Origin of the sequence: Cumulibacter manganitolerans (assembly GCF_009602465.1) — a bacterium.
GTDB classification, from domain to species: domain Bacteria; phylum Actinomycetota; class Actinomycetes; order Mycobacteriales; family Antricoccaceae; genus Cumulibacter; species Cumulibacter manganitolerans.
In genome coordinates this window covers 110,641-137,331 of record NZ_WBKP01000001.1, presented here as the reverse complement: position 1 = coordinate 137,331, position 26,691 = coordinate 110,641, and the positions used below count along the sequence as shown (strand labels likewise).

The 26,691-nt window shown below is 71.1% G+C and carries 18 protein-coding genes; 7 read left to right on the top strand and 11 right to left on the bottom strand.

Annotation, left to right across the window (positions count from 1 at the left end; all coding sequences use genetic code 11):
* Window positions 1-330: 330 nt before the first annotated feature.
* From F8A92_RS00605 to fumC, 7 genes are all read right to left on the bottom strand, one after another.
* A complete protein-coding gene (locus F8A92_RS00605) occupies window positions 331-1,443 on the bottom strand; it encodes a CaiB/BaiF CoA transferase family protein (RefSeq protein WP_153502644.1) in 1,113 nt (370 codons plus the stop codon).
* Between the two features lie 87 nt (window positions 1,444-1,530).
* Window positions 1,531-3,273 (bottom strand): malto-oligosyltrehalose trehalohydrolase, encoded by a 1,743-nt coding sequence (gene treZ, locus F8A92_RS00600; protein WP_228389085.1) that lies wholly within the window; start codon window positions 3,271-3,273, stop codon window positions 1,531-1,533.
* Entirely contained in the window at window positions 3,270-5,576 is a 2,307-nt protein-coding gene (treY, locus tag F8A92_RS18815) for a malto-oligosyltrehalose synthase (RefSeq protein WP_153502643.1), read from the bottom strand. Before treY ends, treZ begins: the two co-directional genes overlap by 4 nt.
* A gap of 131 nt (window positions 5,577-5,707) precedes the next feature.
* Window positions 5,708-7,261 (bottom strand): class I adenylate-forming enzyme family protein, encoded by a 1,554-nt coding sequence (locus F8A92_RS00590; RefSeq protein WP_228389084.1) that lies wholly within the window; start codon window positions 7,259-7,261, stop codon window positions 5,708-5,710.
* Window positions 7,262-7,278: 17 nt separating this feature from the next.
* The gene (locus F8A92_RS00585) at window positions 7,279-8,829 is read right to left on the bottom strand and encodes an acyl-CoA synthetase (protein ID WP_153502641.1); all 1,551 of its coding nucleotides are present in this window, start codon (window positions 8,827-8,829) and stop codon (window positions 7,279-7,281) included.
* Between the two features lie 174 nt (window positions 8,830-9,003).
* On the bottom strand, window positions 9,004-10,149 hold the full coding sequence (locus F8A92_RS00580; RefSeq protein WP_153502640.1) for an acyl-CoA dehydrogenase family protein: 1,146 nt from the start codon (window positions 10,147-10,149) through the stop codon (window positions 9,004-9,006).
* 75 nt (window positions 10,150-10,224) lie between these two features.
* Window positions 10,225-11,619, bottom strand: a complete 1,395-nt coding sequence (fumC, locus tag F8A92_RS00575) for a class II fumarate hydratase (protein ID WP_153502639.1) — start codon at window positions 11,617-11,619, stop codon at window positions 10,225-10,227.
* A gap of 122 nt (window positions 11,620-11,741) precedes the next feature.
* On the opposite strand from fumC, the gene F8A92_RS00570 reads away from it, so the two are divergent.
* Complete coding sequence (locus F8A92_RS00570; RefSeq protein ID WP_194291300.1) at window positions 11,742-13,325, top strand: class I adenylate-forming enzyme family protein; 1,584 nt, start codon at window positions 11,742-11,744, stop codon at window positions 13,323-13,325.
* A 213-nt stretch (window positions 13,326-13,538) separates the two neighbouring features.
* Here the strand turns inward: F8A92_RS00570 and F8A92_RS00565 are convergent, their stop codons facing one another.
* Together F8A92_RS00565 and F8A92_RS00560 are read right to left on the bottom strand one after the other, a co-directional pair.
* Window positions 13,539-14,366 carry a DUF169 domain-containing protein gene (locus F8A92_RS00565; RefSeq protein ID WP_228389083.1) on the bottom strand — a complete coding sequence of 276 codons (828 nt, stop codon included), beginning with the start codon at window positions 14,364-14,366 and terminating at the stop codon, window positions 13,539-13,541.
* 204 nt (window positions 14,367-14,570) lie between these two features.
* Window positions 14,571-15,221: a TetR/AcrR family transcriptional regulator gene (locus tag F8A92_RS00560; protein WP_153502637.1), complete on the bottom strand. Its 651-nt coding sequence runs from the start codon at window positions 15,219-15,221 to the stop codon at window positions 14,571-14,573.
* 176 nt (window positions 15,222-15,397) lie between these two features.
* Between F8A92_RS00560 and F8A92_RS00555 the strand changes: the two genes are divergently transcribed.
* The 3 genes from F8A92_RS00555 to F8A92_RS00545 are packed head-to-tail and all read left to right on the top strand — an operon-like array spanning window position 15,398 to window position 20,668.
* The gene (locus F8A92_RS00555; RefSeq protein WP_228389082.1) at window positions 15,398-16,927 is read left to right on the top strand and encodes an acyl-CoA carboxylase subunit beta; all 1,530 of its coding nucleotides are present in this window, start codon (window positions 15,398-15,400) and stop codon (window positions 16,925-16,927) included.
* A gap of 7 nt (window positions 16,928-16,934) precedes the next feature.
* Complete coding sequence (locus tag F8A92_RS00550; RefSeq protein ID WP_153502635.1) at window positions 16,935-18,905, top strand: ATP-binding protein; 1,971 nt, start codon at window positions 16,935-16,937, stop codon at window positions 18,903-18,905.
* Window positions 18,902-20,668: an acyclic terpene utilization AtuA family protein gene (locus tag F8A92_RS00545; protein WP_153502634.1), complete on the top strand. Its 1,767-nt coding sequence runs from the start codon at window positions 18,902-18,904 to the stop codon at window positions 20,666-20,668. The genes F8A92_RS00550 and F8A92_RS00545 overlap by 4 nt, the downstream gene beginning before the upstream one ends.
* Before the next feature lie 213 nt (window positions 20,669-20,881).
* Here F8A92_RS00545 and F8A92_RS00540 read toward each other — a convergent pair whose 3' ends face one another.
* A complete protein-coding gene (locus F8A92_RS00540) occupies window positions 20,882-22,441 on the bottom strand; it encodes an APC family permease (protein ID WP_153502633.1) in 1,560 nt (519 codons plus the stop codon).
* Between the two features lie 93 nt (window positions 22,442-22,534).
* Window positions 22,535-23,326 (bottom strand): TIGR03084 family metal-binding protein, encoded by a 792-nt coding sequence (locus F8A92_RS00535; RefSeq protein ID WP_153502632.1) that lies wholly within the window; start codon window positions 23,324-23,326, stop codon window positions 22,535-22,537.
* Between the two features lie 106 nt (window positions 23,327-23,432).
* On the opposite strand from F8A92_RS00535, the gene F8A92_RS00530 reads away from it, so the two are divergent.
* The 3 genes from F8A92_RS00530 to F8A92_RS00520 all read left to right on the top strand — a co-directional run bounded on the left by F8A92_RS00530 (window position 23,433) and on the right by F8A92_RS00520 (window position 26,614).
* Window positions 23,433-24,191, top strand: a complete 759-nt coding sequence (locus F8A92_RS00530; RefSeq protein ID WP_153502631.1) for an enoyl-CoA hydratase family protein — start codon at window positions 23,433-23,435, stop codon at window positions 24,189-24,191.
* A 161-nt stretch (window positions 24,192-24,352) separates the two neighbouring features.
* Complete coding sequence (locus tag F8A92_RS00525; RefSeq protein WP_153502630.1) at window positions 24,353-25,486, top strand: cation:proton antiporter; 1,134 nt, start codon at window positions 24,353-24,355, stop codon at window positions 25,484-25,486.
* 12 nt (window positions 25,487-25,498) lie between these two features.
* Window positions 25,499-26,614 carry an AbrB family transcriptional regulator gene (locus tag F8A92_RS00520; RefSeq protein ID WP_153502629.1) on the top strand — a complete coding sequence of 372 codons (1,116 nt, stop codon included), beginning with the start codon at window positions 25,499-25,501 and terminating at the stop codon, window positions 26,612-26,614.
* Window positions 26,615-26,691: the final 77 nt, after the last annotated feature.

The window sequence follows — 26,691 nt, the reverse complement described above, 5'->3', positions numbered from 1 at the left end:
GGGACCGGTTGCCGAGCCAACCGTCGCCCAGCAACGGTCGTCGAGCGAGCCGGAGCGCTAGCGAAGGCGACGTCGAGACGTCGTACGGCGAACTTCCGGCTCACCGCGTCTCGACGTCGCTCGTTCCTCGCTCGCTCGACGACCGTGGGGAGGGCTCGACGACCGTGGGGAGTCGACGACCGTGGGGAGGGCTCGACGACCGTGGGGGCTCGACGACCGTGGGGGCTCGACAACCGTGGGGGAGGTCCGGCGACCGTGGGGAAGGCTCGACGACCGGGGGGAAGGTCCGGCGACCGTGGGGAAGGTCCGACGAGCGGGGGCGACTGCGGGCTAGAGCTCGCCGAGGACCTCGTCGGTGTCCTGGCCGAGCAGCGGCGCGTGGCGGCGCAGCTCGGCACCCGCGCCGTCGAAGTATGCGCCGGTGTCGGTGACGTGGTAGCCGCCGACGACCGGGTGCTGCTCCACCGGGAGCGCCTGGACCAGGCCCTCCAGCGTCGCGACGCGCGCGGCGGGGATGGAGCGTTCGGCACAGAAAGCCATCCACTCCTCGGTGCTGCGGGTGGCCATCACCCGGCGTACGTCGCGGTACAGCGAGTCTGAGTTCTCCAGCGCGTCCCGTGGGGTGGCGTACCGCGACCGGTCCGCCAGCTCCGGCCAGTCCACCGACGCGAACAGCGCGTCGTAGTGCTTGGGCTGGTAGGGCAGCACGTGGATCATCCCGTCGGACGTCGGATGCACGCGCCGCTCGGTCGTCATGATGCGCGAGTATCCCGGCTCGCCCATCGGCGGTTCCGTGATGCCCTTCGAGCCGTGCTCGACCAGCAGGAACGAGCTCGCGGTGCGCTGCATCGCGACCTCGATGTGGCAACCCTTGCCGGTGCGCTCTCGCTGGAACAGCGCCGCCGAGATCGCCTGCGCCATCGCCATTCCGGACACCTTGTCGGCGAAGATGGTCGGCAGCAGGTAGCCCTCGCCGTACACCTTGCGGGAGATGTCGGCGACGCCGCTGGCGGCCTGGATCACGTCGTCGTACGCCGCGGCGTCGCGCTCGGGCGAGGCGAGCGGGAAGCCTTGCGCCTGGCAATAGACGAGGTCCTCCTTGACCTCGCGCAGCTGCTCGTAGGCGACGCCGAGCCGTTCCAGCGCGGCCGGGCGCATCGAGGCGACGACGACGTCGCAGGTCGCGGCGAGCTTGCGGACGCTCTCGCGGCCATGGTCGGACTTGAGGTCCAGGACGACGGATCGCTTGTTACGCAGCAGGTTCAGCGCGACGCCGGACAGCTCCTCGTGCGGACCGCCGCCCATCATCCGGTTGGTGTCGGGATCGGCGTTCTCGATCATGATCACGTCGGCGCCCTGGTCGGCGAGGATCTGGGTCGCGTACGGACCCATCACCACGCGCGTCAGGTCGAGGATCCGTACTCCATCGAGCGGTCCGCCCATGCCCACACCTTTCGCTTCGCTAACTATCTCCGTCGAGATTACGCGACCGCCACGGCCGACCTCGAGCACGCCGCCGCGGGTGGACCGTCAGCCGCGGACGAGCAGCGCCGCGGAGCGCGCCGGCAGCAGCAGCGTCGCATCGTCGTCCTCGCGCGAGATCCCCTCGCGCGTGCCGAACGCGACGGACGACGCGCCGTCCACGGGGGCGCGCCACGGCTCCGTGCCCAGGTTGAGCAGGATCTCCGCGGGACGGTCCAGGGAGGCGCCGCGGGTGACCCGCAGCCACCGACGCTCGGGGTCGATCCAGACGTGTCCTCGGGCGAACGACGGATCGCGCAGCGCGGGCAGGTCCTCGCGCAATCGCGCCAGCGCCCGGTAGGCCGCGAGAACGCGCGCGTGCCGGCCGTCCGCCGGCTCGGCCCAGGACAGCCGGGAGTCCGCGAACGTCTGCGGGTCCTGCGGGTCGGGCACGACGGCCGGGTCCCAGCCCATCCGCGCGAACTCGCCGATCCGTCCCTGGGCGACGGCGGCGGCCAGCTCCGGCTCGGGATGGGCGGTGAAGAACTGGAACGGGGTGGACGCCGCCCACTCCTCGCCCATGAACAGCATCGGGGTGAACGGCCCGGCGTACAGCATCAGCGCCGCGATGAGCAGCTCGGACTCGTCGAGCTTCTCGGTGATCCGGTCACCGCGCGCGCGATTGCCGATCTGGTCGTGGTTCTGGGCGCTGACCACGAGCCGCCAGGCCTTCGTCCGCGCGGTGTCGATCGGGCGGCCGTGGTCGGCTCCGCGGAACGAGGAGTAGGTGCCGGCGTGGAAGAACCCCTCCTCCAGCACCTTCGCGAGCGCCGTCAGCGGTGCGAAGTCGGCGTAGTAGCCCTCGACCTCTCCGGTGAGCGCGACGTGCAGCGCGTGGTGGAAGTCATCGCTCCACTGGGCGTCGATGCCGTACCCGCCGTCCGCGATCGGCGTGATCATCGTCGGGTCGTTGAGGTCCGACTCCGCGATCAGCTCGTGGATCCGTCCCGTGCGCTCCGCGATGGCGTTACGCAGCTCGGCCATCTCGCGCAGGATGTGCGTCGGACCGCTGTCGTGCAGCGCGTGCACCGCGTCGAGGCGCAACGCGTCGACGTGCATGGTCTCGAGCCAGAAAGCCACGTTGTCGAGGATGTAGCGACGCACCTCGGGCTCGGCGAGGTTGACGTGCTCACCCCACGACGAACGGCCCTCGCTGGAGAGGTAGGGCCCGAACTCGGGAAGGTAGTTCCCGCTGGGACCGAGATGGTTGTACACCACGTCCTGCACGACAGCCAGCCCCGCGTTGTGGCAGGCATCCACGAACCGCTGGTACGCCGCGGGGCCGCCGTACTGCTCGTGGACGGCGTACCACAGCACGCCGTCGTAGCCCCAGTTGTAGTCGCCGTTGAACGCGTTGACCGGCATCAGCTCCACGTGCGTGACGCCGAGCGTCGTAAGGTGCTCGAGCTTGTCCAGCGCCGCGTCGAGGGTGCCCTCCGGCGTGAACGTCCCGAGGTGCAGCTCGTAGATCACTCCGCCGGCGATCGACCGCCCGGTCCACCCGGCGTCGCGCCACTGGTGACGGCCGGCGTCGAAGGTCCGCGAGCGCGCGTGCACGCCTTCGGGCTGCCACCTGCTGCGCGGGTCGGGCCGTACGTCGTCCGACTCGCCGATCAGGAACCCGTAATCACCGTCCGGCCCGTCGGCGCTCCACCAGCCGCCGTCGCCGGCGGTCATCTCGACGATCGCGCCGGCGACGTCGAGGCGCATGCGCTGGGCGTTCGGCGCCCACACGTCGTACCGGCGGCTCACGAGGCGTCCCGCACGAGCAGGGCGACCGGCAGCCGGTCGAGCAGTCCGGCGGCCTCGACGCGGCCACCGCGCAGCGCCTTGCCGGTCAGCACGTCGCGCCAATGCCCGTCGGGCAGCATCACGTGACTGTCGGCCCAGTCGCCGCGCGACATCGCCCATCGGCTCGCGACGGTCACGGCGCCGCCGCGGTCGAACGCGATCAGATGCTCGCGCGCCGTGCCCTCGGTGACGATCGGCGCGTAGCCCGTGAACAGCTCGGGGCGGTCCCGGCGCAGCCGCAGCGCCGCGCGGACGACGTGCGCCTTGGCCCGGGACAGGTCGCCGAGATCGGAGTCCGCGGCGTCCGCACCGGTCAGCGCGTCCCACAGCACGGCGCGCCGGTTGTCGGGGTCGACCAGGCTGTCGTCGAGGCGCTCGGTCCCCTGGTAGACGTCGGGGAAGCCGGGCATCGTCAGGTTGACCAGCTTCGCCGTGAGCACGTTGGTGCGCCAGGCGTCGTCGGTCCGGGCGACGAGGTCGGCGAGCCGGCGGCTGCGTGCCGCCTTCTCGACGAGGGCGGTCAGCGCGGTCTCGTGGGCCGCGTCCGGGTCGATCCAGGTCGTGACGGTGCCGGCCTCGCGCGCCGCCTTCTGCGCGTACGCCGACAGCCGCTGCAGGTACTCCTCGAGCCCGTCGCCCTCTGCCAGCCGCGGGTGCCAGGTGCCGAACACCGCCTGCGCGACGAGGTGGACGATCGAGGGATCACCGGGGGGCAGCTCGTCGGCGAGCTCCTCCAGCACGGCGGCCCACTCCTGCGGCACCTCGGAGAGGACGTCGATGCGCGCCCGCACGTCCTCGCTGCGCTTGGTGTCGTGGGTCGACAACGCGTTCATCGCCCTCGGCCACCGCGCTTGCCGCTCGGCGAGCTGCCGGTGCAGCTCGCCGGTCGGCACGGCGAACACCGCGGGGTCGCCGCCGACCTCGTTCAGGCTGGTCAGCCGCAGGTACCGGTAGAACCCGTTGTCCTCCACGCCCTTCGCCATCACCATGCCGCTGGTCTGCTGGAACCGTTGCGCGGCCGCGATCGCGGGGTCGCTCAGCAGCGCGCCGACCCGCTCGAGGACGCCGGCGAGGTCGGGACGGCGCAGCCGCGCGGCGAGCAGCGCGTGCTCGAGATGCGCGCGGCCGTCGGGCAGGTACGAGCGGTAGACCGGGAAGCAGGCGAGCAGCTCGGCGAGCGCGTCGTCCAGATCGGCCGGGTCCAGCCCGGCGTCCTCCCAGCGCAGCTCGCGGCCGATGCGGTGGGTCTCCGAGGCCAGCATCTGATCGGCGACCGCGCGCTTGGTGTCGTGGATCAACGGATACCAGTGCAGCGGTGCGTCGCGGTAGGCGTCCCCGAGAGCGGTCAGGGGCCGCTCGCCGCGCGGGTCGACCAGCACCCGATCGACGAACGCGAGCGTGTCGTACCCGGTCGACCCCTCGCACTCCCACGCCTCCAGGCGTTCGCCCGGCTCCAGGATCTTCTCCACGACGACGAACGCGCCGCCGGTGCGGGCGCGCAGCCGGGCGAGGTAGCCGGCCGGGTCGCGCAGGCCGTCCGGGTGGTCGATGCGCAGCCCGTCGACGAGCCCCTCGTCGAACCAGCGGCCGATCTCGCGGTGCGACGCGTCGAACACGGCGTCGTCCTCGACGCGGATCGCAGCCAGGGTGGTGATGCCGAAGAACCGCCGGTAGTTCAGGTCGTGATCGGCGCGGCGCCAGCCGACCAGCTCGTAGTGCTGGCGGGCGTGCACCTCGTCCGGCGTACCGCCGCCGGTGCCGGGGGCGATCGGATACCGGTTGTCGTGGTAATGCAGCTCGTCGCCGACGACGCGCAGGTTGGTCACCTGCCCGCCGGGTCCGAGGTCGTCGTCGCCGACGACCGGGATCCGGATCCGGCCGCCGCCGGCTTCCCAGTCGACGTCGAACCATGCGGCGTACGCCGAGTCCTGGCCGCCGCGCAGCAGGTCCCACCAGGCCGCGTTCTCGTGCGGCTCGGCGACCCCCATGTGGTTGGGGACGATGTCGACCAGCACGCCCATGCCGAGCCGCCGCGCCTCGGCCGACAGCGCGGCCAGGCCCTCCGGGCCCCCGCGGGCGTCGTCCACCCGCGAGTGGTCGACGACGTCGTAGCCGTGCGACGAGCCGGGGCTCGCCTGCAGGATCGGGGACAGGTAGACCCAGTCGACACCGAGGTCGTGCAGGTAGGGCAGCCGGCCCGCCGCGTCGAAGAGCGTGAAGTCGGGGGTGATTTGCAGTCGGTAGGTACTCGTCGGAGAGCGCACCCGCCCATCCTCCCTGATTCGGCGTCGCTGCCGGTCCGTCCCGCGAGACGCGGCGGCGCGCCGCGGCGATCTGCCCGGCCGAGGCCCGGCGCGGCCACGCCTCGGCGATCCACCGCGGCCCGGCCGGAGGCCTACCGCAGCTGCGCCTTGGCGATCTTCCCGGCGGGCGTCATCGGCAGCTCGTCGACGAACACGACCTGGCGCGGCACCTTGTAGTCGGCCAGCCGGCCCCGGCAGAACCCGATGAGCTCGTCCTCGGTGACCTCGCCCTGCTTGATGACGAAGTAGCGGCCCACCTCACCGAGCACCGGATCGGCGACCCCGATGCCCGCGGCCATCGCGACGGCGGGATGGCTGCACAGCAGGTTCTCGACCTCGACCGGATAGACGTTGTAGCCGCCCTGGACGTACATCTCCTTCAGCCGGCCCTTGAGCTGCACGTGTCCGTCCTGGGTCATCAGGCCCATGTCGCCCGTGGCCAGCCATCCGTCGGCCAGGAACGTCGCGGCCGTCTCCTCCGGCTTCTCCCAGTAGCCCGCGGCGACGCCGGCGCACCGGATCTGCAGCTCGCCCTCGCTGCCCGGCTCGAGCACGTCGCCGGTCACGTCGACGATGCGCGCCTCGACGCCACCGATCGGGACGCCGATGTACGTCGAGACCTCCTCGACGCCGTCGTCGTGCGCCGAGAGGATCGCCGCGCCGGAGCTCTCGGAGAGGCCGTAGAGGTTGGTCAGCTTCGCCGACGGGAAGCGCTCGACGATCTGCCGGCACAGCGTCGGGTCGGCGTTCGATCCGCCGATGACCGCCTCCTGCAGCGAGCTCACGTCGTACGATGCGAACGACGGGTGGTCGATCATCAGCTTCCACATCGTCGGCACGCCGCCGAAGTTCGTGCCGCCGTACTGCGCGATGGCGGCGATCGCGGCCTCCGGGGAGAACGCCGGCAGCATCACGACCTCGCCGCCGCCGACCAGCCCGGTGCTCACCGCACAGGTGATCCCGCCGACGTGGTTCAACGGCATGCAGGTGATCTGCACGTTGTCCGGCCCGAAGCCGGTGTGGTCGCGCTGGGCCGTGGCCGAGGCGATCATCGAGGCGTGCGTCAGGGTCGCGCCCTTGGGGCGGCCGGTGGTGCCGGAGGTGTAGAGGATGACGGCCGGGTCCTCGGGTCGCACGTCGGCCTCGACGTACCCGGCCGGGTCGGCGTACAACGCCTCGAAGGGCCTGGCCTCGGTCGACCCGATGCGCGTGCCGGCGTCCAGCTCGCCGATGAAGTAGTAGTGCTCGACGGTGGGCAGCCGCTCGGCGAGGCCCGCGTACAGCCGGACGTAGTCGAAGTCGCCGAGCTGCGCCGAGGACACCACCGCCTTGGCGCCGGACTGGCCGAGCATGTACTCGAGCTCGGACTCGCGGTAGCGCACGTTCAGCGTCACCACGACCATTCCGGCCCGCACCGTGCCGAAGAACAGCTCGAGCCACTCGATCTGGTTGGGGGCGGCGATCGCCACCCGGTCCCCGACCCGCAGGCCGGCGCCCTGCAGCCCGGCGGCGACCTGCCGCGAGCGCTGCGCCAGCTCGGCGAAGGTGACCGCGGTCATGGGGCCGCGCGCCGAGTCGGCGCGCAGGAACACCTTGTCCGGGCTGCTCTTCGCGCGCTCGTCGAGCAGCTGCGGATACGTCGTCATAGTCCCCCCGGTGGTGGTCATCGGCTGACGGCTTCGCCGCGGCCGGCGTAGCGCTCGCGCAGGGTGCGCTTGAGGATCTTGCCGGTCGCGTTGCGCGGCAGCTCGTCGATCACCTCGACCGAGGTCGGGCACTTGAAGTGGGCCAGGTTCTCCCGCGCGTAGGCGATGATCTCCTCGGGCACGATGGTCTGCCCCGGCCTGGCGACGAGCACCGCCTTGACCGTCTCGCCCCACTTCTCGTCGGGGACGCCGATCACCGCGGCGTCGATGACGCTCGGGTGCCGGTGCAGCACCTGCTCCACCTCGATCGGGTAGACGTTCTCGCCGCCGGTGATGATCATGTCCTTCTTGCGGTCGACGAGCGTGTAGAAGCCGTCCTCGTCGACGCGGGCGAGGTCGCCGGTGTGGAACCACCCGTCCCGGATGGCGTCGCGGGTCGCGTCCTCCATCTGCCAGTAGCCGATGAACACGTTGGGGCCGCGCAGCACGAGCTCGCCGACGGTCCCGGGTGCGACGTCCTCGCCAATCTCGTCGACGACGCGCGCGTCGACCAGCAGCGCCGGGCGGCCGACCGAGCCGGCGTGGTCGATGACGTCCTCCTTGTTCAGGCCGGTCGCGCCCGCGCAGGTCTCGGTCATGCCGAAGCCCTCGATGAAGTCCCAGCCCTTGTTCTGGAAGAACTCGATCACCGTGATCGGGCAGGGCGCACCGCCGGAGATGGCGTAGCGCATGCGGGAGACGTCGTACGAGTCGAAGTCCGGGACCTGCGTCATCGCCGCCCACATCGCGGGCACCAGGAACTGCACGCTGGCCCGGTGGTCGGCCATCGCCTTCAGCGTCCCGGCGGGCTCGAAGGTCGGCAGGATGACGACCGTCCCGCCGAGGAACAGCAGCGGGAAGGTGTGCACCGCGAGGCCGCCGATGTGGAACAGCGGTGCCGGCGTCACGGTGGTGTCGTACTTCGAGATGCCCTCGGCCATCGCCATGATGTTGATGTTGTTGGCCTCGACGTTGCCGTGGGTGAGCATCGCGCCCTTCGGGCGGCCGGTGGTGCCGGAGGTGTACATGATGACCGCGACGTCGTCCTTGGCCACGTCGGCCTCGACGGCGTCCGCCGACCCGCTCGCCACGACGTCCTCGAACGCCTCACGGCCCTCGGGGACGTCGCTGGTCTCCATCGCGACGACGCTGCCGACGTGCACGCCCTCCTGCTTCAGCGCGGAGTCCACCGTCGGCGCCAGGTTGCCGCTGTAGAACAGCACCTTGGGCTCGGAGTCGGTCAGCACGTAGGCCACCTCGGGCCCGGCGAGCCGGAAGTTGATCGGCACGAAGATCGCGCCGACCTTCGCCGTCGCGAACAGCGCCTCGAGGAACTCCGCCGAGTTGGTCGACAGGATGCAGACCCGGTCGCCCTTCTCGACGCCGCGGGAGCGCAGCGCGGCGGCCAGCCGGTTGGTGCGCTCGTTGAGCTGCGTGTAGCTGATCTCGCGATCGCCGTACTTCAGCGCGATCCGGTCGCCGTTGATGACCGCGTGCTTGTAGATCCAGCGGCCGATTCCGTTGTCCATGGCGCTCACTTCCTACCGGGCCGAGTGTCGAGTCGACATTAAGGTCCTCTTCATCACCACGCCAGCCCTCGCTCTCGCGGTGGGTTACGCCCCGCTCACCGCTCTCGCGGTGGGTTGTGCCCCGCTAAACGACTGATAGCGGGGCGCAAGCCACCGCATCGGCGACCAGCAGGGTCAGGGGGTGAAGCCGTCGATGCGGGCGAGCACCTGCAGCATCGTCTCGTCGCTGCCGCCGCCGATCGAGCCGAGGCGCGTGTCGCGGACGTATCGGGCGACCCAAAAGTCCTCCATGTAGCCCATGCCGCCGTGGAACTGCAGGCACCAGTCGCCGACCTCGCGGGCCAGCCGGGCACCGATCAGCTTCGAGATCGTCGCCTCGCGGGTGGTGTCTCCACCCGCGGCGAACTTCTCGGCCATGGCGTGCGCGTGCGCGCGGAAGACGTCGATCTGCGCGGAGAGGTCGGCGAGCTTGTAGGCGACGTAGTCGCTGGCGATCAACGGCTTGCCCTTGACGACGCGCTGCTTGAGGTACTCCGCGGTCCTGTCGAGCGCGCGCTGCATGGAGTCGGCCTTGCCGTAGGAGGCGAACATCCGCTCCACGACGAACTGCTCCATCTGCTGCTGGAAGCCCCGCCCGATCTCGCCGATGGTGTTCGAGACCGGCACCCGCACGTCCACGAACGACAGCTCGGCGGTGTCCGAGGAGTGCATGCCGTACTTGTCGAGCTTGCGCACGACCTCCAGGCCCGGCGAGTCGCGCGGCACGATGATCTGCGACATGCCGCGGTAGCCGCCCTCGTTCGAGGTGCGGGCGAGCAGGCACAGCCAGTCGGACTGGGTGCCGGAGGTGATGTAGATCTTCGAGCCGTTGATGACCCAGTCGTCGCCGTCCTGCACGGCGCGGGTGCGCAGCGACGCCACGTCCGAGCCGGCGTCCGGCTCGGTGACGGCGATCGAGGTGACCATGTCTCCGGCGATCGCCGGACGCAGGTACTTCTCCTTCAGCTCCGGCGAGCCGTGCTTGTGCAGCGACGGCGTCGCCATCATCATCTGGACGCCGAAGGCCATCGGCACGCCACCGCACGGCATCCGGCCGATCTCCTCCACGGCGATCATCGTGTAGAGGTGATCGGCCCCGAGACCGCCGTACTCCTCGTCGTACTCGATGCCCAGCAGCCCGAGGTCACCGGCCTTCTTGAAGACCTCGTGCGCCGGGAAGATCCCCGCCTTCTCCCACTCGTCGGCGTGCGGCGTGAGCTCCTTGGCCACGAAGCTCCGCACCATCTCACGGAACGCGTTGTGCTCAGCGGTGAACTGCATACGAGACTCCCCAAGTTGACTTGCGTGTCAAGTTAGCATGCAAGCCGACGAGACGGAATCCACCGGCCGCGCCGCTCAGGAGTGCGTCATGTCCATCGGCACGACCCACTGGTCGAACTGCTCGGCGGTCACGTGGCCGAGGGCCAGCGCCGCCTCGCGCAGCGAGGTGCCGTCCTTGTGCGCCTTCTTGGCGATCGCGGCCGCGTTGTCGTAGCCGATGTGCGGGTTCAGCGCCGTGACCTGCATCAGGTTGGTCTCGAGGTTGGCCGCGATCCGCTCGCGGTTGGGCTCGATGCCGACCGCGCAGTGGTCGTTGAACGACACGCAGGCGTCGGCGATGATCCGGATCGACTCCAGGACGGCGTGCGCCATCACGGGCTTGAACACGTTGAGCTCGAAGTTGCCCTGGGTGCCCGCGAACGCGACCGTGGCGTCGTTGCCGAACACTCGCGCGGCGACCATCGTGATCGCCTCGCACTGCGTCGGGTTGACCTTGCCCGGCATGATGCTCGAGCCCGGCTCGTTCTCGGGGATCAGCAGCTCGCCGATGCCGTTTCGCGGCCCGGACGCCAGCCAGCGGACGTCGTTGGCCATCTTCATCAGCGCTCCGGCGAGGGTGCGCAGCGTCGCGCTGACCGCGACCAGCTCGTCGTGCGCGGCGAGCGCCGCGAACTTGTTCTCCGCCGAGACGAACTCCGCACCGGTCTCCTGCGAGATGTACGAGGCGGCCTTCGCGCCGAACTCGGGGTGCGCGTTCAGGCCGGTGCCGACCGCCGTGCCGCCGATGGCCAGCCGCTGCAGCCCCTTCTCGGCGTGCCGTACGTCGTCCAGCGCGTGGTCGATCTGCGCGACCCAGCCGCCGATCTCCTGGCCGAGCGTGATCGGGGTGGCGTCCTGCAGGTGGGTGCGCCCGACCTTGACGACGTCGGCGTACTCGGCGGCCTTCGCGTCGAGGGTGTCACGCAGCTTCGTCACCGAGCCGTACAGCCGCTCGCGCAGCTCGAGCAGGACGGCGATGTGCATCGCGGTCGGGAAGGTGTCGTTGCTGGACTGCCCCCGGTTGACGTGGTCGTTGGGGTGCACCGGCTTCTTCGAGCCCAGCTCGCCGCCGGCCAGCTCGATCGCCCGGTTGGAGATCACCTCGTTGGAGTTCATGTTGCTCTGCGTGCCGCTGCCGGTCTGGAAGACCACGAGCGGGAACTCGGCGTCCAGCTTGCCGGCGATCACCTCGTCGGCCGCCTGCACGATGAGCTTCGCGACGTCCGCCGGGATCTGCTCGAGGTCGCCGTTCGCCTGCGCGGCCGCCTTCTTCAGGATGCCGAGCGAGCGGATGATCGGCCGGTCCCAGACGAAGGAGTTCCGACCGATGTCGAAGTTGTGCAGGCTGCGTTCGGTCTGCGCGCCCCAGTAGTGGTCGGCGTCGACCTCGATCTTGCCCATGCTGTCGGTCTCGGTGCGTGTATTGGCCATGCCCCGACCGTATGCCTCATCGGTCCTTCGGCGTTACCCGCCCCGCGCGGGCGTCCGTCCACGGACGGTGGCAAACCGGGCGTCATCAGGCACAATCACGGCAAGCCCAACGAGGAGGTCCCATGCAGCCCGATGTCTCCGGCGTGTCCGCGCTCGACTACAACCTCGCGGGGAGGTGCGTGGTCGGTGACATGCTGACCCGCTCCGCCGAGCAGTTCCCCGACCGCGTGGCCATCAAGGACGCGGCCGGGACGGTCACCTACGCCGAGCTCGAGCGCACGGCGAACGCCGTCGGCCGCGGCCTGCTCGGCCTCGGCGTACGCCGCCAGGAGCCGGTCGGGTTCATCATGGGCAACTCGTGGCAGTTCATGGCCACGTACTACGGGTGCGCGAAGGCGGGGATCATCAGCCTGCCGATCAACCTCGCGCAGGCACCCGACGAGATCCGGTTCTGCCTCGCCGACGCCGAGGTCGGCACGCTCGTGGTCGACAGCCCGTACCTCGGCATCGTGGAGCAGATCATCGCCGAGCTGCCGCAGGTCACCCGCATCGTCGTCCGCGGCGACGCGCCCGCGCAGGTCGGCGGCATCGACACGGTGTCGTGGGACGACCTCGCCGACGGCGACGGATCGCTGCTGGAGGTGCAGGTCGACGACCGCGACATCCTGCAGTGCCTGTACTCCAGCGGAACGACGTCCCGGCCGAAGGGCGTGCTGACCAGCCACGTGTCCGTCGTGGTGGCCTGCCTGACGACCGCCATCACGGCCGGCCACCGGTGGAGCAACGAGCCGAGCGTGTTCGGCGTGATCGTGCCGATGTTCCACACCACCGCGCTGAACGTGCTGACGATGCCCACGCTGGCCACCGGCGGCACAGTCGTCGCGCTGCCGGGGTTCGATCCCGACCAGTTCGTCGACTCGCTGGAGAACGACGGGCTCACGCACATCATGCTGCTGCCGCACATGTACGAGCTGCTGCTGCAGAACCCGCGCACCAAGGGCAAGACCTACGACAGCGTCCGGTTCTGCATGTACGCGATGGCGCAGATGCCCGATGAGCGCATCAAGCGGATCAAGGCGCTGTTCCCCAACGGGCACGCGCTGCTGGGCTCCGGAATGACCGAGTGCGTGCCGCCGACGGTGTTCCAGTTCCCGGAGCACGAGTTCACCGCCACGGCGTCCTGGGGGCCGCCGGTGTGCACCGTCGACACCCGGATCATCTCGCCCGAGGGCACCCTGGTGCCGCGCGGCGAGCACGGCGAGATCGTGTACCGCGGCGCCCAGGTGATGCGCGGCTACTGGAACCGCGGCGAGGTGAACACCGAGGTGTTCCGCGGCGGCTGGCTGCGCACCGGCGACCTCGGCTACAAGGACGACGACGGAGTCGTCTGGTTCACCGACCGCTCGAAGGACATGATCAAGTCCGGCGGTGAGAACGTGTCGTCCATGGAGGTCGAGCGGACCATCCTGGAGCATCCGCACATCGTCGACTGCGGCGTGATCGGCGTCCCGGACGACCGCTGGGGCGAGGCGGTCACCGCGTTCGTCGTCACCGACGGCACCGACGTCACGCCCGAGGGCGTCATCGCGCACTGCAAGGAGCGCCTCGGCGGCTTCAAGGTGCCCAAGCGGGTCGAGCTGGTCAAGGCGCTGCCCAAGACCGCGACCGGCAAGGTGCAGAAGCACGAGCTGCGCAAGCTCACCTAGCCGCGCCGTCCAAGCGCTCCGAAGCGGCCCCACAAGCACCCGACGCGCGCATCCCACGACCCCGTCTCCCTGGGGTCGCCCGGAAACCGTCGCGATTGCGGGGCCTTGCGCACCCGGAGTGGCCAAGGCGTCTCCAGGGTGACGTTTTCCGGAGTGGCTCGGCCGCGCCGAGCGGCTGCGGGCGAAGTCCCCACAGCCGCGCGCCGAGGCGGGTCAGCCGTATGAGGCGCCGAGGCCGGCCCGCGCGTCGCTCTGGATGCCGTACTGCGGGATCGGGTACCGGAAGCCGTTGCGGCTGAGCGCATCCAGCCCGTCGAGCATGCCCGGGAGGTACTCCGGCGGCAGCGCGAGCAGCAGCTCGTCCTCGAGGACGCCGCCGTACCGGCGCTCGGCGTAGCAAGGGATCGACATGGACGGCTCGCGGCGCGCGAGCGCGCGACCCCACGAGTCCGCACAGGAGGACTCCCCCACGCACGACCACTCGAACTTCTTGTAGCCCGCCCACTGCAGCCCGTTGATCATCAGGATCGACTGCGCCGGCGTCGCGTAGATCAGCACGACGTCCGGCGGGTCGAGCCGGCCGCTGCTCACCGGTGACACCGCCATCGCCTGGTAGATGCCGTCCGGGACGGTGTCCATCGCGTGCTGGTGCAGCGACGCCTGCTCCTGGTCGGCGAACCACACCCCGGCCATCCGGTCACCGGAGAGCCACTGCTCGTCGCGGGGGTGCAGGCCGATCACGGCGCCGCACTGCGGCCCGACAAGGTCGTCGTTGGTGATGCCCATGGTGAAGCCGATCCGGGCCGCCTGCGCGACGATCTGATCGGTCGTGTGGATCGCCTTCGGACGGCGGATCTTCGGTACGGCCTCCATCTCCTCGACCGTCTCGAAGAGCTTCATCGCGACCGGCGTGGTGCGCAGCCGCAGGAGGGCGTTGAGCCGGTCCATCAGGGCGGCCCAGTCGGTGCTCCCCGCCTCGAGCCGCGCGGGCGGCGTGTCCTGCGGCCGGCGGCTCGGCATCGGAAGGTTGATCTGCGTCATCGGCCTGCTCCTGTCGTCGATGACCCAGACCCTAGGCGCTGCCGACGAGCCGGGAAAGCCCAGCCGGCGGGGCAGGTGAGCCGCACGAGGCCGCGCCGCCAGGTCTGGTCCGGCGGAGGAACGCGACGACCGGCCCGGATCGGCCTCGCGAAGCCGCGCCTCCACGGCCGGATCCGTGCCACGGGAAGACCGCCCGTGGTCGGATCAGTTCTCGGCGAGGCCGAGGCCGCGGGTCCAGATCCGGGTGAGGATCGGGACGGCTGCGTCGATCTCGGCCTGCGTCCGCGACTCGACCCAGATCTGCGCGAAGCGCTCGATCATGCCGCCGAGGACGTCGGCGGCGACGCGCGGGTCGATCTTCTTGTCGACCAGGCCCTGGGACTGCAGGCGCTTGATGCCCTCGGCGTTGCGGGTCACGAACCGCTCGCGGATCTCGACCGACAGCTGGCGGGTGAAGTCGTCGTACGCCGTCACCTCGACCATGACGGTCATCATGCGGGCGTTGCGCGCATAGGCCTCCACGTACTTGCGGTTGGCCACCTCGATGCGCTCGACCGGGTCGTCGCTGGCGGTGCGCGGCCGCGAGAACTCGAACATCTCGCTGGTCACCTCGCGCACGACCTCGCGGAAGATCTCTTCCTTCGACTCGAAGTACGTGTAGAAGGAGCCGTACGACGCACCGGCCTTCTTGGCGATGTCGGCGATCCGGGCGTCCTTGAAGCCGGACTCCTCGAAGACCTCCCGGGCCGCGGCGACGATCGCGGCGCGCTTGCGACGTCCACGCTCGGTCGCCGGCTGCGTCTCGGCGAGGACGGAATGCGCGTCCGTCAGTGCCGCCGGCGGTGGCTTGGTCATGGCGTCGACTCCCTCTCTCCTGACCCAGCCTAACGCGACTTGACACCCTTGTCATGTTTGCACCAGAGTGGCCGGGAGCGCCGCACCAATCCACCTCGTCCCTTGGAGGGCCTGTGCCGCCGATCCATTCACGGCTCGACACCAGATCCCGCGAGTACACAGCGAACCGCGAAGCGATGCTGGACATGCTAGGCGAGATCAACGCCGAGAATACGAAGGTTCTGGCCGGCGGAGGTGAGAAATACGTCGCTCGGCACCGCCAGCGCGGCAAGCTGCTCGCCCGCGAGCGCGTGGAGCTGCTCGTCGACCGCGGCTCGGCGCTGCTGGAGCTGTCGCCGCTGGCCGGCTACGGCACCGAGCACCCGCTCGGCGGCGGCGTCGTCACGGCCGTCGGCGTCGTGGAGGGCACCGAGTGCCTCATCATGGCCAACGACCCCACCATCCGCGGCGGCTCCCAGTCGCCGGTGAGCGTCGCCAAGGGGCTGCGGGGCTACGAGGTCGCGCGGCGCAACAAGCTCCCGCTGATCAACCTCACCGAGTCCGGCGGCGCCGACCTGCCGTTCCAGTCGCAGATCTTCGTGCCGGGCGGCGCCTCCTTCAAGGAGATCAGCCGGCTGTCCAAGAACGGCGTCCCGACGATCGCGCTCGTGTTCGGCTCGTCCACCGCCGGCGGCGCCTACGTCCCCGGGATGAGCGACTACACGGTGTTCGTCAAGGGCGGCGCCCAGGTGTTCCTCGGCGGCCCCCCGCTGGTCAAGATGGCGACCAACGAGGACGCCGACGAGGAGACCCTCGGCGGCGCCGAGATGCACGCCCGGCAGTCCGGCAGCGCGGACTACCTCGCCCGCGACGAGCACGAGGCGATCGCGCTGGGCCGGCAGATCATGCGCCACCTGCGCATGTCGCGCCCGGCGCCCGACGGCCTGACCGGCCCGGACCCGGTGTACGACGCCGAGGAGCTGCTCGGCGTCCCGTCGGTCGACCCGCGGACGCCGTACGACATCCGCGAGGTGATCGCCCGGACCGTCGACGGCTCGGAGTTCGAGGAGTTCAAGCCGCTGTACGGCGGCAACCTCGTCTGCGGGTGGGCGCGCCTGCACGGCCGCGACATCGGCATCTTGGGCAACAACGGGATCCTGTTCAGCGAGGAGTCGCAGAAGGGCGCGCACTTCATCCAGCTGTGCAACCAGCAGTCGATCCCGCTGCTGTTCATCCACAACATCACCGGCTTCATGGTGGGCACCCGCTACGAGCAGGGCGGCATCATCAAGGACGGCTCGAAGCTGATCAACGCGGTCTCGAACTCCTCGGTGCCGCACTTCTCGCTGATGGTCGGCAACTCCTACGGCGCCGGCAACTACGCGATGAGCGGGCGCGCGTACGACCCGCGGTTCGTGTTCTCCTGGCCGACCCACAAGATCGCCGTGATGGGCGGCAAGCAGCTCGCCGGCGTGCTGTCGATCGTCCGGCAGAACGCCGCCAAGGCCTCCGGCAGGCCGGTCGACGAGGACGCCGAGGCCAAGGCCCGCGCCGTCGTCGAGGCGCAGATCGACAAGGAGTCCACCGCGCTGTACGCCACCGGCCAGCTGTGGGACGACGGGATCATCGACCCGCGCGACACCCGCACCGTGCTCGGGATCGCGATGTCCGCGGCCCGCGGCAACCCGACCGACGCTGAGCGCGGCTACGCCGCGTTCCGGATGTGAGGCCACGATGACCCGTATCTCCTGCATCCTCGTCGCCAACCGCGGCGAGATCGTCTCCCGCGTGGCGCGCACCGCGGCCCGGCTGGGCATCCGCACCGTCGGGGTGTACTCCTCCAGCGACGCCGACTCGCGGTACCTGGACGACGTCGACCTCGCGGTCGCGCTCGGCGACGACTCGAGGTCGTCGCCCTACCTGTCGATCGAGGCGATCATCGCCGCGTGCCGCCGCACCGGCGCGGACGCCGTCCACCCCGGCTACGGGTTCCTCGCCGAGAACGCGGCCTTCGCCCAGGCGGTGATCGACGCCGGCCTCACCTGGATCGGCCCGACGCCCGCGGCCATCGAGGCGATGGGCGGCAAGATCGGCGCCAAGGAGATCGCGGCCGAGGCCGGGGTCCCGGTGCTCGACAGCGTCACCGTCGGCGACGACGTCGCGGCGGCGATCGCGCAGATCGAGGCACTGCCCACCCCGCTGCTGGTCAAGCCGTCCGCCGGCGGCGGCGGCAAGGGCATGGTCCGGCTCGACTCGACCGACGGCCTCACCCGCGCCCTCGAGACGGCGCGCCGCGGCGCGGAGTCGGCGTTCGGCGACGGCACGCTGTTCGTCGAGCGCTACCTGGAGGGCCCGCGGCACATCGAGGTGCAGGTGCTCGGTGACCTGGAGGGCGACGTCGTCCACCTCGGCACCCGCGACTGCTCGGTGCAGCGCCGCCACCAGAAGATCATCGAGGAGGCACCCGCACCGCGCACCACCTCGCCCGAGCTCGCCGAGCAGATCTGCCAGGCGGCCGTCGCGCTGGCCAAGCAGATCGGGTACGTCGGTGCGGGAACCGTCGAGTTCCTCGCGTTCGACCACGGCTTCGCGTTCCTCGAGATGAACACCCGCCTGCAGGTCGAGCACGCCGTCACCGAGGAGGTGGTCGGCATCGACCTGGTCGAGCAGCAGATCCGGATCGCCGAGGGCGAGCCGCTGCCCGAGCGGCTGTTCGGCGACGTCCCGTTCGACGGGCACGCGATCGAGGCGCGCATCTACGCCGAGGATCCGGCCCGCGGCTATCTGCCCTCCCCCGGCCGGATCCCGCACTGGTCCGCGCCGGACGTGCCCGGCGTGCGCTGGGAGATCGGCGTCCGCTCCGGCAGCGAGGTCAGTGTCCGCTTCGACTCGATGATCGCCAAGGCGGTGGCGCACGGCGTCGACCGGGACGCCGCGATCGCGCTGCTGGCAAAGGCGTTGCGCGCGGTCGAGGTGACCGGCATCAGCACCAACATCCCGCAGCTGCTGGCCATCCTCGACGACCCCGAGTTCGCCGAGTCGTCGGTGGGGACCGACTTCCTCGATCGCCGTCCCGAGCTGGTCGGCGTTGCCGCCGACGAGGAGGACGTGCGCCGCGCGGCGCTCGCGGCCAGCCTCGCCGACCTGCTCGCCGCGCCCACCTCACCCACCGTGCAGGCCTTCGCACCGGTCGGCTTCCGCAACCTGCGCAGCGCGCCCATCCCGACGGCGTACTCGTACGCCGGCGGCGAGGTGACGGTCGAGCTGACCCCGCAGCGCGACGGCGGCTGGCTGCTGGCCACGGACGGCGAGCCGGTTGCGGTGCGGGTCGCGCGCCGCGAGGGTGACCACCTCGCGCTCGAGGTCGACGGGATGCGGCATGCGTTCACCGTGACCCCGGGCGACCCGACCCTCGTCCGGTCGCCGCACGGCGTCATCGCCCTGCACCCGGTGGACCTGGCGGCCGTGGACGAGGTGGACGGCGTCGCCGGCAGCATCGAGGCGCCGCTGCCCGGGCTGGTCGTCTCGATCGAGGTCGCCGAGGGCGACGCGGTGAAGGCCGACCAGACGCTGATCGTCCTCGAGGCGATGAAGATGGAGCACAAGCTCGCCGCCGGCGGCGCCGGCGTCGTCAAGCAGGTCCTCGTCGGCGTCGGCGACACGGTCGACTACCAGGCGCCGCTGATCGTCGTGGAGGAATCATGACCGAGGTGTTGCGGGTCGCCAACTGCAGCGGCTTCTTCGGCGACCGCCTGTCGGCCGCCAAGGAGATGGTCGAGGGCGGCGACATCGACGTGCTGACCGGCGACTGGCTCGCCGAGCTCACGATGATCATCCTGCGCCGGCAGCTCGCGAAGAACCCGGCCGCCGGCTTCGCCGGCACCTTCGTCACGCAGGTCGAGCAGGTGCTCGGCACCTGCCTCGACAAGGGCATCAAGATCGTCTCCAACGCCGGCGGCCTCAACCCCCGCGGCGCCGCCGACGCGATCACGGCCGTCGCCGAACGGCTCGGGCTGACGGCGTCCGTCGGCTATGTGACCGGCGACGACATCCTCGACCGGGTGCCCGACCTCATCGAGCGCGGAGCGCTGACCAACCTCGACGGGGGCGACGTCGTCGACCTCGCCGGCCGGCGTCCGCTGGCCGCCAACGCCTACCTCGGCGGCTGGTCGATCGCCTCGTGCCTGGAGCGCGGCGCGGACGTCGTCGTGACCGGTCGGGTGACCGACGCCGCCGTGGTCGTCGGGCCCGCGGCGTGGGCGTTCGGCTGGCAACGCGACAGCTTCGACGAGATCGCCGGCGCGATCGTCGCCGGTCACGTCATCGAGTGCGGCGGGCAGGCCACGGGCGGCAACTTCTCCTTCTACGACGAGGTCCCGGGGATCGAGCGCATCGGCTTCCCCATCGCCGAGATCCGCCGAGACGGCTCGTCGGTGATCACCAAGCATCCCGGCACCGGCGGCCTGGTGTCGGTCGACACCGTCAAGGCGCAGCTGCTGTACGAGGTCGGCGGCCCGCAGTACGCCAACCCGGACGCGACCGCGCGGCTGGACAGCATCACCCTCACCCAGGAGGCGCCCGACCGCGTCGAGATCTCCGGGGTGCGCGGCGAGCGTCCGCCGTCCGGGCTGAAGGTCTCGATGGCCGTCGAGGGCGGCTACCGCAACCAGATGCTGCTGTGCCTGACCGGCGAGGACCCCGAGGGCAAGGCCGCCATCGCCGAGAAGACGATCTGGAACATGATCCCCGGCGGCCGCGACGCCTTCGAGCGGGTCGAGGTCGACCTGCTCGGCCGCAACGCCGAGGACCCGCAGACCTTCGGCGCCGCGACCACCCTGCTGCGGATCGCGGTCGCGGACTCGAACGAGAAGCTCGTCGGTCGCGCGTTCTCCGGCGCGGTCATCCAGACCGGGCTGTCGACGTACCCCGGGCTGTACGCCACCTCGCCGCCCGGCGGCGCCACGGCGTACGAGACCTACATCCCCGCCATGGTGGACGTCGGCGAGGTGACGGCGACGGCGTACGTCGGTGACGACGCGGTGGAGGTCCGCGAGACCGGGCTTGATCTCGCCGGCTCGCTGGATGCGCCGTCGTACGACGAGGGAGCGGCGTCCGCGCCGCCGACCGGCGGAGCGACGACCCGCGTGCCGCTCGGGCGGCTGTTCGGCGCCCGGTCGGGCGACAAGGGCGGTCACGCCAACGTCGGCGTGTGGGCACGCACGCCGGAGGCCTACGCGTTCCTCGAGGCCACGCTCACGACGCCCCGGCTGCGCGAGCTGCTGCCGGGCATCGACGACCTCGCCGTCCGCCGGTACCCGCTGCCGAACCTGCAGGCGGTCAACTTCGTCATCGAGGGCTTCCTGGGCGACGGCGTGTCGTCGTCGTTGCGGTTCGATGCCCAGGCCAAGGGCCTCGGCGAGTTCCTCCGCGCGCGCCACCTGGACATCCCCCAGGACCTCCTGGGGTAGCACGAGGCGCTCGGTCGTCCGGAGGACGTCGCCCTGCAGGTCCGCTGTCCACCCGGGGTGGTCAAGGCGCCTCCTGGGCGACGTTTTCGTGGGCCGCCGGCGCCCGGCCGCTGCCGGTGCCGGTTCTGCCGCTGCCGCTCTCGGTTCCGGTGCCCGTGCCGCTATCGCTCTCGGTTCCGGTGCCGGTGCCGGTGCCGGTGCCGGTGCGGCGGTCTAGACCGGTTCCGGGTCGGGATCCGGCCGGTCCACGCGCCGGCCGTACCCGGTCGCGACCAGGTTGCCCGGGGCGAGCCGGGAGTGCTTGCGGCCGTATCCGAAGTAGATGATCAGCCCGAGCGCCAGCCACACGAGGAAGCGCAGCCAGGTCTCGACGGCGAGACTCGCCATCAGCACCAGGCAGGCGAGGCCGGAGATGATCGGCAGCACCGGGACGAACGGCGTACGGAACGGGCGGTGCATCTTCGGCTTGGTCCGCCGCAGCACCGCGACCGCGATGGAGACGACGAGGAACGCGAAGAGCGTGCCGATGCTGACCATCTCGGCCAGCGCCGTCAGCGGAATGAACGCGCCCAGCAGGCAGACGACGGCCGTGGTGCCCAAGGTGATCCGCATCGGGGTCCGAAAGCGCGGCGAGACCTTGCCGACGGACGCCGGGAGCAGCCCGTCGCGGCACAGCGCGAAGCCGATGCGGCCCATCGCGACGATGTCGACCAGGATCACCGACGACAGCCCGGCGACCGCGGCGATGCCGATGAGGATGCCGGCCCAGCCCAGCCCCACCTGCTTGAAGGCGTCGGAGATCGGCGCCCCCTCGGACAGGCCGGTGTACTTCACCATGCCGGTCAGCACCAGGCAGACGCCGACGTACAGCACGGTGCACAGGACGAGGGTCCCGATGAGTCCCTTCGGCATGTCCTTGGCCGGCTCCTTCGTCTCCTCGCCGAGGTTGGCGACCGCCTCGAAGCCGCTGTACGCGAAGAACACGATGCCGGCGGCGACGAAGATGCCGGTCAGCCCGAACGCCGTGGGATCGGCCCCGGTGAGGAACTGCCACAGCGGCTGCTTGAGGCCGGTGGCCGCGAGCTCGGAGCTCATCGGCCGCGATGGCGGGACGAACGGCGAGTAGTTGGCCGCCTTGATGAAGAACGCGCCGACCGCGATCACGAAGATGCACACCGCCACCTTGATCACCACCAGCAGGTTGGTCACCAGCTTCGACTCGCGAATGCCCACGGCCGCCACGATGCCGAGGACCAGCGCGATCGCCACCGCACCGAGGTTGACCACGGAGCCCTCGCCGAAGAGCGACGTGGGCAGGCCGAACGCCTCCTGCAGGTACCCCGACCAGCCGCGCGAGACCACCGCGGCGCCGAGCGCGAACTCCAGGATGAGATCCCAGGCGATGACCCACGCGAAGATCTCCCCGATCGTCGTGTACGCGTAGGTGTACGACGACCCGGCGGTCGGCACGGCGGCGGCGAGCTCGGCGTAGCAGAGCGCCGCGAGCAGGCTCACCACGCCGGCGAGCAGGAAGCTGATGACGACCCCGGGGCCGGCGAAGTTGCGCGCGCTGGTTCCCGTGAGGGTGAAGATGCCGGTGCCGATGACGATGCCGACACCGAATCCGATCAGGTCGCGCGCGGTCAGGTGCTTGCGCAGTCCGCCGTGCTCACCCTCGGCGGTGTCGTCGTTCTGGTGGATGACGGTGTCGACGTCCTTGGTGCGGGTGATACTCGACGACGCCTCGCGGGTGCCGGGGGTCTGTTCGGTCATTCCTCGAACCTTGCACCGCGCCGCGAGGCGGCGTCCACGCTATGGATGCGGCGCGTCCGAATCGTGACCTTGGGGTCTGCGCGCGGGCGTCCCTCAGGCGCGCGGGAACTGACCGGGCTCGCGGCCGCCCCCGGGTGGTCCGGCGAAGGCCTGCGCCACGTCCAGGAACTCCTCGGCCAGTGGCCCTTCGGCCACGAGCGAGGTGTCGGCGCGGTGCCGCCGCTGCGTGACCAGCAGCGCCATGTCGTACGCCGTCCCCCGGATGACGTCGGTGTCGGACCGGCCGATGACGAACGGGTCGCCGGAGGGCAGCGTGACCTCGAGGCGGACGTCGCCGTCGGGCAGGTCCAGCCCGCGGTTGGCGTAGGCGAACGGCCGGGCCTTGTAGCCGATGAAGACGACGTGCGCGACGCGGTCGGTGGGCTCGCGGGTGATGCCGAGGCCGTCGGCGATGTCCTGGCCGTGCGCCCAGGTCTCCATGATGCGTGCCGTGCAGGCGGAGGCGACCGACATCGGCGGCCCGTACCAGGGGTAGCGGGCCTTGGGGTCGGCGTCCCGCATCGCGGCGTACATCGGCTCGCGGCCGGACTTCCAGCGCGCCCAGAGCTCGGCCGGCGGCAGCGCCACGAGCGCCTTCGCGACGGTGTTCACGAAGTCCGGGTCCTCGGCGCGTCCCGGCAGCGTGGCGCGGAATGCCTCCGGGTCGGTGATCGCCTGCGTGACCGCGCCGTCGAAGTACGCCAGGTGGGCCACCTGGTCGCGCACCGCCCAGCCCTCGGCGGGCGTGTCGGTCGCCCACTGGTCGTCGGTGATCTGGGCGAGGACGGCGTCCACGCCCTCCTGCTCGGCGCGGAGGTCCGCGATCAATGCCTCGATGTCGGCCATCCCGAGTCCTTCCCTAGACGTGACACAGGCATCAACTTATCCTGGCGAGCGGCTCGCGGCTAGTGAGCCGATACCGTACCGAGCACCGCCCCGAAGGAGAGCCGACATGACCGAACTGGTGCACCTGGACGTCGCCGATGGCATCGGGACCATCACCCTGGACTCCCAGGAGAACCGCAACGCCCTCTCGGTGCAGCTCATGTCCGAGCTCATCGCGCACCTGCGCAGCTGCGCGGAGGACCCCGCCGTCCGCGCCATCGTGCTGACGCACGCGGGCAAGGTGTTCTGCGCCGGCGCCGACCTGAAGGCGGCGTCCACCGGCGGCATGAACAGCGGCAGCCAGATGATCGAGATGCTGCGCACCATCGCCTCGACCCCGAAGCCGGTGATCGTGCTGGCCCGCGGTCCGGTGCGCGCCGGCGGCCTCGGCATCGTCGGCGCGGCTGACATCGCGATCGTCGCCGACGACCAGACGTTCGCGTTCACCGAGGCCCGGCTCGGCCTGACGCCGGCCATCATCTCCCTCACCACGCTGCCGGTCATGGACAAGCGCCTCGCCAGCCGCTGGTACCTCACCGGCGAGACGTTCAGCGGCGCGGACGCCGAGCGGTCCGGGCTGGTGAGCAGGGCGGTACCCGCCGACCAGCTGGACGCCGTCCTGCGCGAGACCCTCGACGGACTGCTGCAGGCCTCCCCGCAGGGGCTGGCCAAGACCAAGGAGCTGCTGGGCCGCGAGCTCGTCGCGCACCTGGACGAGCACGGTGCGGCGATGGTGGAGCTCTCCGAGAGCCTGTTCGGCTCCGAAGAGGCGCGCGAGGGCATGCTCGCGTTCCGTGAGAAGCGCAAGCCGGCCTGGCAGCAGTAGCCGGAGCGCTCCAGCGTCGCCGGCCGCGGCCGGTCAGCGCGTAAGCGGTCATCCTTCTGCGGGGCAGCCAGTGACGATAATCCGCCGTTACCGTCACCCGCAGCCCCGCAGAACCTCACCGGCGTCGACCCCCGGCGTGGGGCGTCGTAGCCTCAGCGTTCATGGAGCTGCGCATCCTCGCGATCGTGATCGCCGCGGGCCTGCTCGGTCCGTTGCTGGCGGCGAAACGCTCGTGGCGGATCCCGGTCGTCTTCGGCGAGCTCACCGCGGGCGTCCTGCTCGGCCGCACCGGCTTCGGCGTCGTCGACCCGAGCGAGCCGATGCTGAGCTTCCTGGCCGAGATGGGGTTCGCGCTGGTCATGTTCGTCGCCGGGAGCCACGTACCGCTGCGCAAGGGGGCCGTGGTGGGGGCGCTGCCGCGCGCGGTGCTGCGCGTCGCGCTGGTCGCGGTGATCGCCGTCGGCCTGGCCGTGGGCATCGCGGCGGTATTCCACAACCCGCACTGGCCGTTGTACGCCGTCCTGATGGCGTCGTCGTCCGCCGCGCTGGCGCTGCCGGTGACGGCGGCGCTCGGGCTCACCGGCCGGGACATGACGCAGCTGATCCCGCAGCTGGCGCTCGCGGACGCGCTGTGCATCATCGCGCTCCCGATGGCGATCGATCGCGAGCACGTGGCGCGTGCCGCGCTCGGCGCGCTCGCCGTCGTCGCCTCCGGTGCGGTCGTCGCGGCGGTCCTGTGGCGCCTGGACCGAGTCGGCGTACGCCGCCGCGTGCACGACTTCTCCGAGGACGCCCGGCTCGCCGTCGAGCTGCGGATCTCCACGATGGTCTTGTTCGCGCTCTGCGCGCTCGCGGTCACCGTGCACGTCTCGATCATGCTCGCCGGCTTCGTTCTCGGCCTCGGCATCGCGGCCATCGGCAACCCGCGACGGCTGGCCAAGCAGCTGTTCGCGTTGACCGAGGGGTTCCTCGGCCCGATCTTCTTCGTCTGGCTGGGCGCGTCACTGGACCTCCGGCTGCTCGGCGCGCACCCCGAGATGATCGCGCTCGGGGTCGCGCTCGCCCTGGGCGCGCTCGCGGCACACGCGGCCACCCGCGCGGCCGGTCAGCCGGTGGCGGTGTCGGCGCTGGCCGCCGCGCAGCTCGGGCTGCCGATCGCCGCCCTGCAGATCGGGCAATCCCTGCACTACTTCCTGCCTGGTGAGGCGGGTGCCGTCGTCGTCTCGGCGCTGCTCACCGTCACCGTCGCGATCCTCGCCGCCGGTGCACTCGCCCGCCGGCAGGCCCCGACCTGACATGCTGGCCGGGTGACCTCCGACCGCCGTGGCTATCTCGCGACCCGGCGGACCCGTCGCGTCGCCGGGGACCGGCGGCTCACGCGGCGCACGGTGCTGCCGTGGGCGGTCGCGGTCGTCGCCGGCGCGGTGGCCGGATGGTTGCTCGCCGTGCTCGGCGTCCCGTCGCCCACCCTCTTCGCGGGTCTGGTGGGCGGCTGCATCGTCGCGCTCTGGCTCGAGAACCCGCCCCAGATCGGGCGGCTGACGACCCGCGCGTCGCAAGCGGTGATCGGCACGACGATCGGGGCGACCATCACGCTCCCGGCGCTGCAGCGGCTGGCGACCGGGTGGGCGGCGGCCGTGGCCGTCACGGCCGCGACTTTGGCGTTGAGCATCGGCTGCGGGTTCCTGCTCTCCCGCATCGGGCGCATCGGCCGGCTGACCGGAGTGCTGTCGATGATCGCCGGCGGCGCCTCCACGCTGACGGCGATCACCCGCGAGCTCGGCGGCGACGACCGCGTGGTCGCGGTCGTGCAGTACCTGCGCGTGCTGCTCATCCTCGTCACCCTGCCGGCGATCGCGCTGTGGTTCTTCCACGCCCACGCCGGACCCACGACGTCCGCGCCGCACACCCGGCTGTGGAGCGACCTGCTGTACACGGCGCTGTGCGTGGGGATCGGCGCGCTGATCGGCTGGCTGATCCCGATCTCGACGTTCTTCCTGCTCGGGCCGATGATCGTCTCGGCGGTACTGGCCATCAGCGGCGTGCTGGGCGCCGTCCGGGTACCGGAGCCGGTGGTCGCGGTCTGCTTCGTCGCCCTGGGCCTGCAGGTCGGGCTGCGGTTCACCCGCGCGAGCCTGCGGGCCATCGCGCGGCTGCTGCCGGCCGCGGCGGTGATGATCCTGCTGGTGGTCATCGGCAGCGGGGCGCTGGGCTGGGTGCTCGAGCAGGCGACCGGCATCGACCCGCTGACGGCCTACCTCGCGACGACCCCGGGTGGACTGCCGGCGGTACTGGCCATCGCGACCGACTCCAACGCCGACGCGACGTACGTGTTCGCCGTACAGATGGCCCGGCTGCTGCTCGTGCTGATCACGGCGCCGCTGCTGTCGAGGCTGATCGGCCGGGAGCGCTCCACCGACTGAGGACCTCCACCGTCGCTCGCCGGCTTCGTCCTGCGCGGCGTTGCCGGTCCACCTCACGCGCCACGGTCGGCGCCCGC